This is a genomic window from Nostoc parmelioides FACHB-3921, from assembly GCF_014696625.1.
Lineage (GTDB): Bacteria > Cyanobacteriota > Cyanobacteriia > Cyanobacteriales > Nostocaceae > Trichormus > Trichormus parmelioides.
In genome coordinates this window covers 1-8,410 of the sequence record NZ_JACJQL010000128.1, presented here as the reverse complement: position 1 = coordinate 8,410, position 8,410 = coordinate 1, and the positions used below count along the sequence as shown (strand labels likewise).

The following is an 8,410-nucleotide window of genomic DNA, read 5'->3' as shown; positions in this document are numbered from 1 at the left end:
TGTGCTGTCGAGGGTTTGCTGATTTCTCTGATTGTTCGATACCTAGTGAGTAGATGATACTTTTTATCAATCCACTCTTTTGCCATTTTGTCAATGCGTAAGTCCTAGTTTTTATGCAATTTTCGGCAAAAATATTTCAATTAGCGGTGAGAGGGTAGCAATGGGAAGAAGTGAGATCATCCTGTAAGAAGGTGTTTGAAAAGTTTTCAGGGGTCAAATTTTATGCTAACCGCCTGACGATGATCCGGAGCATGGCGAGGTAAATAAACGTCTCCGAGCTTTGGGGCAATAATTCATAAGCCGTGTTTGTGGTAGCTTGCAAGGAAGTCCGGAAACCTGAATCCGCGCAGGTTAAATCGGGTGCGATCGCTTGGTTTGAGTGGGCTAGGAAAAACAAGATCGTGATTGCGATGTCGGGTGAGGTTGTTTATACACCGGATGGTGAGGCTGTGGCATTGGCTCAGATGATGCGGCGGTATACGGTGGAGGGGTGAGGAATGCAAAAAAAGTAATAAAAGTTACATCACTAATAGCCGATTTTCATACCATTGATTCAAATCATTCTCAATCGACTCCAGAATCGCAATCGCCTCAGTTATTGATTTTGTATCAGCAGCTAAAAGTGCAAAGGCTTGCTCAACTCTTTGTTGATAGTCAGTAGGGCAAATAGCAAACCTACCTGCGATTGCCACCGCACCCTTTTCATTCAACAGGTAATGTTCATTAAGGATGAATAAAACCTGATTCAGTGATAACTTACCTTGCCCCGGCAAAGGTCTTCTGGTAATCGCCGAATTACCCGTTGAAAAACAGATGGATCATCTAACCCTTGAGACAAAATTAATGCCCCCTGAATCATGATTACCGCATCTTCCCCCCGGTGGCTGGCTAGTTTTCGGCTTATCCCCGCTCCAATTAAGACATCAGAGATCGCATCAATCCAGGTACGAAAGAGTGCTTTGACTTGATCATGAAACACATCACGCGCCGAACCCAGCAACAAAATCGCAAATAGACAGGGTTGCTCTCCTCCTTCATAGAGTTCATTCAGGCGATCGCACATACGTCGCAATCGTAAGAGAGCATCCCCCTCACTCTGGAGTGCCGACAAAATATTTTGACCTAACCACTGCTGAATATAATCCAGCACCGTCTTCACCATCTCATCTTTACCACCGGGAAAATGATGGTAAAGACTGGCTTTACCCAAGCCCGTGGCTTCAGAAATTTTGGTAATGGTGGCACCATCGTAGCCATACTGGCGAAACAGACGCAATAGGCAGGGAATATAAGTCTCTTTAGGCATTTTGTGAATATAAAAAGATTACCTGTTGACATTGTACCGTTCGTTCGGTAGAGTATGTTTATACCGAACGAACGGTACAACAAGTTAATGAATCGTGTATTCCCCTATTTTTCATTTGTCAAGCTGACATTTGCCAGTTGGGATGCCTTCCCTCGCCCCTCTAGCATCTCTAGAGCGTGAATCACTCCCGACTGACTGTTCCTTTTTTACCGATTTGTATTTATCTCATCTGGAGGATGAACTCATGATTAAGCTCTATGGTCACGAATTGTCTGGTAATAGCTACAAAGTCAAGTTGATGCTGTCCTTGTTGAGTTTAGACTATGAGTGGATCAAGGTTGATTTGATGGCAGGAGCGCACAAGCAACCTGACTTCTTGGCATTGAATCCCTTTGGACAAGTACCACTGTTAGTAGACACCAATACAGGGCTGGCCGATGCTCAAGCAATTCTGGTGTATCTGGCACGACAGTACGGTGGTGAATCATGGTTGCCTTTAGAGCCACAAGCAATGAGTCGGGTGGTGCGTTGGCTTTCTACAACCGCAGGAGAAGTGCGCTCTGGGCCAGAATCAGCGCGTTTATACCACTTATTTAAAGCTACTAGCATTAATCTAGAACGAGCGATCCAAAAATCAGAGTTCATTTTGACCCAATTAAATAACCATTTAGCGACTCAACAATGGTTAGAGTTAGGGCATCCGACAATCGCCGATGTGGCAGTCTTTCCCTATGTGGCCTTGGCTAGCGATGGTAAAATCGACCTCACTGCTTATACCAACGTTTTGGCTTGGATAGATCGCATCAAACATCTTCCCGGTTTTGTGGGGATGATTGGCATTGAAGCACCAATTGCAGTCTAGGAGGATATGATGCCACGTAAATTTGGTGAAATTGCCTTCACTCCAGAAGTACAAGCAGCCCAAGAAGAGCGAGGCTCACGGCAGACCTATGATCGCTATATCGCCAATGGCCCTGCTAATGATACCGTCACTCCCAAGATTGCAGAATTCATTGCTCAACTGGAAGGGTTTTATCTGGGAACTATCAGTTCCAATGGCTACCCCTACATCCAATTTCGGGGAGGCCCACCCGGTTTCCTCAAGGTGCTGAATGAAAAGACTCTAGGTTTTGCTGACTTTTCGGGTAATGTGCAGTACATTACTGTCGGCAATCTATCTGGTAATGACAAAGCGTTTCTGTTCTTGATGGATTATCGCCATCGCCGACGCATCAAGATTTGGGGTAGAGCCGAATACATTGAAGGCGAATCTAGTTTACTAGAGCAAGTGCGAGTTCCCGATTATCCGGCACAGGTGGAACGAGCTATTTTATTTCATGTCGAAGCAACTAGCGAGAACTGTCCTCAACACATTCCCATCCGCTATTCCGAAACAGAAGTTGAAGCCATGATGGCTCCTTTACAAAATCGAATTGCCGAATTGGAACAACAGTTAAGCGAGCAAAATTCTTCTGCAATTTGACTGGCAAATATAACGAAGTTTTGTCCGTAGCACTTGTTGACGGCTTTTGAGAATTTTTCAATCATCCATATAAATACAGGAGGTATCATCATGCCTGACATTAACAACCTCAACTCTATTGGAGTTGCTATCCAAGGTTATGATCCGGTTTCCTATTTCTTGGACAATCCTGTTCTTGGCGACCCTGAAATTACCTCTAATTATGCAGGTGCAATCTATTACTTTGCCAACACCGAAAATCAAGCCCAGTTTGATGCTAAACCAGAAAAATACATTCCCCAATATGGTGGATTTTGTGCTGTTGCAGTTTCCGAAGGTAAATTGGTTCCGGTAGATCCAAAAACATATAAAGTGACAGACGGCAACCTATATCTGTTTTATAACGGCGAATTTGGTAACACTAAACCTCAATGGGAAGCGGATGAAGAAACCTTGAAAGTCAATGCTAATGATCAGTGGGCAAACCTGGAAGTAAAACCACCTTTACCACCGTTTACTCTCTTAACTGCTCTAGCTAAAGTTCAGGCGGCAGAAGATGCTTGGAATAGCCGCGACCCAGAACGTGTATCTCTGGCGTATACCGAAGATTCAGTCTGGCGAAATCGTGCAGAGTTCTTCACTGGACGGAGAAAAATTCGGGAATTTCTTACCCGCAAATGGAATACTGAACTGGACTATCGGCTGAAGAAAGAACTGTGGAGCTTCACTGACAACCACATCTCGGTTAAATTTGAGTATGAGTATCATACGGATTCCGGACAGTGGTACCGCGCCTATGGCAATGAGCAGTGGGAGTTCGCATCCAATGGATTAATGCAGAGACGGGAAGCCAGCATCAACGATGTGCCGATTCAAGAATCAGACCGCAAATTTCATTAAAACTGCCCTGGAGAAGAACCAGAGCAGTATTAGAGAAGGAAAGATAGGTTTTTATTGATGAGAGAGCTTTGAAAGTTAGCTGTTTTTCTTACCTTTGAATGACTGATGCCAATATTTGGTCAATAGTTGCCAGTACATCGGCATCTAACTGCACACCTGATGCAGCAGCGTTATCAACAATTTGTTCTGGACGACTAGCACCAATAATTGCACAAGAAACGCGCTCATCTTTTAGTATCCAAGCCAGAGCTAATTGTGGCATACTTAATCCCAAATCTTGGGCAATTGGCTTGAGTTTCTGCACTGCTGCTAGTGTGCGTTCGTTAAACAACTCTTCCAACAAAAACGAGTTCATCTTATCGTTAGCAGCACGAGAATCTTGAGGTGGAGCTTGTCCTGGTTGGTACTTACAGGTAAGTACACCTTGAGCTAATGGCGACCAAACAATCTGACCAATGCCATTAGCTGCACATAATGGAAACACTTCAGCTTCTGGTTTGCGCCACAGCATAGAATATTGGGGCTGGCTAGACACAAATCGTTCAACATCAGGCAAATTCAGTGCAGCTTGAATTTGTGCTGGAGTCCACTCGCTAAAGCCGATATACCGGGCTTTGCCCTGACGCACTACCTCAGTCAATGCCGTCATAGTTTCTTCTAAGGGCGTGTTCGAGTCATAGCGATGGCATTGGTACAAGTCAACGTAATCAGTACGCAATCGCTTTAAAGAAGCATCAATTTGTTTTCGGATTTGAGATGCTGAAAGCCCTCGGTCAGTCGCTGACATAGGAAAGAAAACTTTGGTTGCTAAAACATATGAGGAGCGCTCAACCCCTTGTAATACATCACCCAAAAAGGACTCAGCCCCTCCAGTTGCATACACATTTGCCGTGTCAATAAAGTTAATTCCTACATCAAAAGCTTTATGTATGCAAGCCTGAGCATTTTGTTGCTCAACACCACCCCCGTAAGTTAGCCAGGAACCGAGACTAATTTCGGAAATACGCAACTCGCTGTTGCCTAATTGTCTATATTTCATCAGAACCTCCCAGGATACTCCCGCTTATCCTGACAAGGAAAGCGGTGAGGATGCCAGTCGCCTGCGGAGGGAAACCCTCCCGCATCGCTGGCGCAGGAATGGGAGGTGAATTGTAAAACTTCCCTGAGCGTAATTTTTGTGTTAACAAAAATATTTACTGGGACAGTTAAACAATTCACAAACATCCTACATGACATAAGCGTAACCATCCTTTTTGTGAATAGTTTTACAGTATTTGTAAGAGATACCTTGGATTAATCCTTGTGTAGTTGAGATATTAAAACTACCTGTGGCACGAGTGGCAATCCTACCAATATAAGTACCAAATTTTTTACCTTTATTCACAACAGCTTTAACAATATCTCCAGTTTGAAATCCGAAATGGAATTTGTATCTAGAGCAATGTCGAACAGGAAAACCATACTTATCTGTACGACATGATTGCCTTGTACCATGTCCATTGGCTGTAATTAATAAAGGTTTGATACCTTTGATTTTTAGTATTGGAGTTGATACACCAACACAACAAGCATCCAACCAGTGAGATTTATTTAATGCCTGTTGTGTTCTATTGAATTTAGTTAATCCACCAGAACCAGTTTCTACTGGCAAGACAGTTAACTTTAAAACCTCTAATAATACAAACCGAGTTGTGTTAACTGCGGCTGCATCTGCTAATGGCTTTTTAGTTAATGCTAGGATTTTTTCTAATCTAGATTTATCTTTTTTCAAGAAATCCCTGATATTTTTAGTACCTTTTTTAAGGTTACATTTCTCACAACTTAGCGTAAGATTTGTGATAGAGTTTGACCCACCCTTACTTCTCGGATGTATGTGTTCAATCTGAAGTGGCACATCTTTAATTCCACAGTAAGCACATTCTCTATGCCATTTTTCAAGGAGGTACTGTCGGGTTTCATATCCAGCTAATGTGCCTTGTTGATATTCTTTACCTTCAATCTCAGGCTTACGAATTAACTGCATATCAAACTTTACTAATTCTTGACTAATAGCTGTGATTGGTGCAACTTTCCGTAATCTACTAACCCAAGTTTTGATATTCTCAATTCGACTTTGTAAACTCGGCGTTAACCATCCTTGGGGTCTGGTTCTATTAAGAGACCTGGGTTGACGGTATCTTGTTTTTCTATTCCTCCTACTTCTACGCAGTTGCCTTCTTGAAGTTAAAGCATCTCGGATAGCAAACCCTCTGTGCTTTAATTCGGCAGCAAATACAACTTCACCATTGGCATCGCTTACTAATGCAATTCCTGTGTATTTAGCTCCAGGGTCTAACTTTAATCTGAGTGGAGATACAGTAGCATCTGTAGATGATTCTTTCACAATTATTGTGAATGGAAATCTTTTAAATACTGCGGCTTTTCCTTTCCTTAATAATTGCCTTGCTTGTGCTGGATGAATTGGATTTAATGGTCTTTTTTCGCTATCAATTATAAATACTTTACACATGATGTGCCTCCAATTTCTTGGGTAATGTTAGCTTCGTCAATGTTTAAGGTCGGTAACTATCTCAAAAGCACTGGCTTAACCCTTAAACCTGTTTAACTTTTAAGTTCTAGAGCAGAGAACTAGCTACGCATCCTCTGGTAGGTCTTAAACGCTTGCCTTAAACGTAGTGATTTAACACTTAGACTGGTCAACTCGGCTTTCTCAAGCCCCCACTATATCGGTACTCCGATTAGTGGTGGGTTGTTGACTTGTATTTCTCGTTTCACTGGTGTTTTCATCTTTGAACCTGTTCCAAAAGCTAGGATATTTACACACTCTGTCCCAAGCTGCCAAAGCTTTCCTCAACCAAATTGCAGATATTTCGTCAATTAGATACATCTAGAAGAAAATCTGTTGAATTGTTTGGATTTTGCGATAAGCTTTTGTCATTAATTTGAACATTTACCAGCTTCATCAGTATTATGGGTCAGGGTGTGTATCCAGAAAACTGGAAAGAAATAGCCACAGCATTGAAAGCGGCTTCTAACTGGCGCTGTGCCAAATGCGGTAGAGTGTGCTTGCGTCCAGGGGAAAAACCCGATAATTTAACGTTTTCTGAACGCAAAGCCCATACGTTACAAGTACATCATTGGAACAGAGACCCGTCTGATAATCGCTTAGAAAACTTAGTTTGTCTATGTAGTGGCTGTCACTTGTCCTACCACTGTTTTAGTAGAGGCAACGTTTCTCCTGGGCAGTTGTCACTGTTTGCAGAGCAGAAAGTTAGCTAGAACTTAACTTTATTTTGCGGTGATATAAAAATAATCAATAAAGACGATGAGCGAATATCAGTATTACGAATTTCAAGCATTAGATCGTCCATTAACTACATCAGAGCAAACGTATATTAGTAGTCTCTCTAGCCGTGTACAACTAACATCAAGAAGTGCAATTTTCACTTACAGTTATGGTGACTTTAGAGGTGAACCCAAGGAGCTTTTAGAAAAGTGCTTTGACGTTATGTTATATATGGCAAATTGGGGTACTAGACAATTAGTATTTCGGCTGCCAAAATCGGTGATTGATTCATCAGTTTTTGCTCCTTACTGTTTACCTGAGCAAATTACAGTATCTACAACCTCAAGCTATGTAATTTTAGATATTAATATTGATGATGAAGAATATCGGACTTGGATAGAAGGTGAAGGTTGCTTAAGTAAGTTCTTACAGATTCGAGACGACATTTTGCAGGGAGATTTAAGAGCTATATATCTTGCGTGGTTAAAAGCTACTTCTATATCCATCACTGAGGAAGAAGAAGATTTGCTGGAACCACCTGTTCCGGCAAATTTAAAAAAACTACCAGTCTATCTAGAGGATTTTATAGAATTTTTTGATATCGATCAGGATCTCATAACATCCGCAACTGAGCTAAGTGTTTCTCAAAAATCTGAAGTTGAACCAATAGAAGAATGGATTCAAGCTTTATCATCTTCAGAAAAAAATGAATTTCTCCTCAAAATAGTCAAGGATGAACCTAATGTTAAGCTGAAGCTGATAAAAAGATTAAGGGAAATATCTAAGTCTTCAAAAAATTCTAGTTATGATAATATTCCTAGACGCTCTGTAACTGAATTATTAAAAGGTGCTAAAGAGCAAAATAAACACCGTACTAAGCAGGAATTGCTAATAGCACAACAAGAGAAAGTACGTAAGTTAGAATCACTGGCTTTAAAAGAAGATAAGGTGTGGTTGGAGGTATATAGATTAATAGAACTGAAGCAATCTAAACCTTACGAGCAAGCAGTTGCATATCTCATTGACTTACGAGATTTGGCGGAATATCAAGGGTCATTAGAGGAATTTAAAGCTAGTATTCAACAAATACAGAAGGACTACAGCACTCGTTCAGGGTTACTCTCCCGGCTTAAGAAAGCTGGATTGACTAAACTTTGATATTCAACAGCCAAGTTGTCTATAGAAAAGAAAATTAGAGAAATTTAGAACTTTTTGGGACAAGGTTCAATTTTGCGGGTCAATCCTTGTTAGCTGTACCAAAATAGCCCCAAGCTGGTTTAAGGCAGCATTAGTAGTTCGCTGGTGTTCTTCAAAATTCTGTTGGTGCTGTTCGTGACTATCACGCAGTTCTAGAACACCGATTCAGTAATCGTAGAAAAAAAGAAAAATCAGCCTAGAGAGAAGTAAATAATGAAGCAGAAAGCAGAGAAAACGTTTGCCAGCTAAAGCTTATAGC

At 41.5% G+C, this 8,410-nt stretch carries 10 protein-coding genes; 5 read left to right on the top strand and 5 right to left on the bottom strand.

Annotated elements, in window-relative coordinates; all coding sequences use genetic code 11:
* Window positions 1–220 precede the first annotated feature (220 nt).
* From H6G14_RS33885 to H6G14_RS32200, 3 genes are all read right to left on the bottom strand, one after another.
* A complete protein-coding gene (locus H6G14_RS33885; protein WP_190572949.1) occupies window positions 221–397 on the bottom strand; it encodes a hypothetical protein in 177 nt (58 codons plus the stop codon).
* Between the two features lie 121 nt (window positions 398–518).
* A complete protein-coding gene (locus H6G14_RS32205) occupies window positions 519–710 on the bottom strand; it encodes a hypothetical protein (RefSeq protein ID WP_242054295.1) in 192 nt (63 codons plus the stop codon).
* 35 nt (window positions 711–745) lie between these two features.
* The gene (locus H6G14_RS32200; protein WP_190572945.1) at window positions 746–1,306 is read right to left on the bottom strand and encodes a TetR/AcrR family transcriptional regulator; all 561 of its coding nucleotides are present in this window, start codon (window positions 1,304–1,306) and stop codon (window positions 746–748) included.
* A 244-nt stretch (window positions 1,307–1,550) separates the two neighbouring features.
* Between H6G14_RS32200 and H6G14_RS32195 the strand changes: the two genes are divergently transcribed.
* The 3 genes from H6G14_RS32195 (at window position 1,551) to H6G14_RS33880 (ending at window position 3,668) form a co-directional block, all read left to right on the top strand.
* Window positions 1,551–2,168: a glutathione S-transferase family protein gene (locus H6G14_RS32195; protein WP_190572943.1), complete on the top strand. Its 618-nt coding sequence runs from the start codon at window positions 1,551–1,553 to the stop codon at window positions 2,166–2,168.
* 6 nt (window positions 2,169–2,174) lie between these two features.
* Window positions 2,175–2,789 carry a pyridoxamine 5'-phosphate oxidase family protein gene (locus H6G14_RS32190; RefSeq protein WP_242054292.1) on the top strand — a complete coding sequence of 205 codons (615 nt, stop codon included), beginning with the start codon at window positions 2,175–2,177 and terminating at the stop codon, window positions 2,787–2,789.
* Window positions 2,790–2,879: 90 nt separating this feature from the next.
* Window positions 2,880–3,668: a YHS domain-containing (seleno)protein gene (locus H6G14_RS33880; RefSeq protein WP_242054285.1), complete on the top strand. Its 789-nt coding sequence runs from the start codon at window positions 2,880–2,882 to the stop codon at window positions 3,666–3,668.
* An 88-nt stretch (window positions 3,669–3,756) separates the two neighbouring features.
* On the opposite strand, the gene H6G14_RS32180 is transcribed toward H6G14_RS33880, so the two are convergent.
* Entirely contained in the window at window positions 3,757–4,707 is a 951-nt protein-coding gene (locus H6G14_RS32180) for an aldo/keto reductase family protein (RefSeq protein ID WP_190572941.1), read from the bottom strand.
* Between the two features lie 186 nt (window positions 4,708–4,893).
* Window positions 4,894–6,177 (bottom strand): RNA-guided endonuclease IscB, encoded by a 1,284-nt coding sequence (gene iscB / locus H6G14_RS32175; RefSeq protein WP_190572940.1) that lies wholly within the window; start codon window positions 6,175–6,177, stop codon window positions 4,894–4,896.
* 461 nt (window positions 6,178–6,638) lie between these two features.
* On the opposite strand from iscB, the gene H6G14_RS32170 reads away from it, so the two are divergent.
* Window positions 6,639–6,947, top strand: coding sequence for an HNH endonuclease (locus H6G14_RS32170; RefSeq protein ID WP_190572938.1), 309 nt, complete (start codon window positions 6,639–6,641; stop codon window positions 6,945–6,947).
* 46 nt (window positions 6,948–6,993) lie between these two features.
* Window positions 6,994–8,112 carry a hypothetical protein gene (locus H6G14_RS32165; protein WP_190572935.1) on the top strand — a complete coding sequence of 373 codons (1,119 nt, stop codon included), beginning with the start codon at window positions 6,994–6,996 and terminating at the stop codon, window positions 8,110–8,112.
* Window positions 8,113–8,410 lie beyond the last annotated feature (298 nt).

Excerpts from the sequence above, each read along its gene's own strand:
- iscB (WP_190572940.1), bottom strand. The coding sequence starts at position 6,177 with ATGTGTAAAGTATTTATAATTGATAGCGAAAAAAGACCATTAAATCCA.
- H6G14_RS32180 (WP_190572941.1), bottom strand. The coding sequence starts at position 4,707 with ATGAAATATAGACAATTAGGCAACAGCGAGTTGCGTATTTCCGAAATT.
- H6G14_RS32165 (WP_190572935.1), top strand. The coding sequence starts at position 6,994 with ATGAGCGAATATCAGTATTACGAATTTCAAGCATTAGATCGTCCATTA.
- H6G14_RS32190 (WP_242054292.1), top strand. The coding sequence starts at position 2,175 with ATGATGCCACGTAAATTTGGTGAAATTGCCTTCACTCCAGAAGTACAA.
- H6G14_RS32170 (WP_190572938.1), top strand. The coding sequence starts at position 6,639 with ATGGGTCAGGGTGTGTATCCAGAAAACTGGAAAGAAATAGCCACAGCA.
- H6G14_RS32200 (WP_190572945.1), bottom strand. The coding sequence starts at position 1,306 with ATGCCTAAAGAGACTTATATTCCCTGCCTATTGCGTCTGTTTCGCCAG.
- H6G14_RS33880 (WP_242054285.1), top strand. The coding sequence starts at position 2,880 with ATGCCTGACATTAACAACCTCAACTCTATTGGAGTTGCTATCCAAGGT.
- H6G14_RS32195 (WP_190572943.1), top strand. The coding sequence starts at position 1,551 with ATGATTAAGCTCTATGGTCACGAATTGTCTGGTAATAGCTACAAAGTC.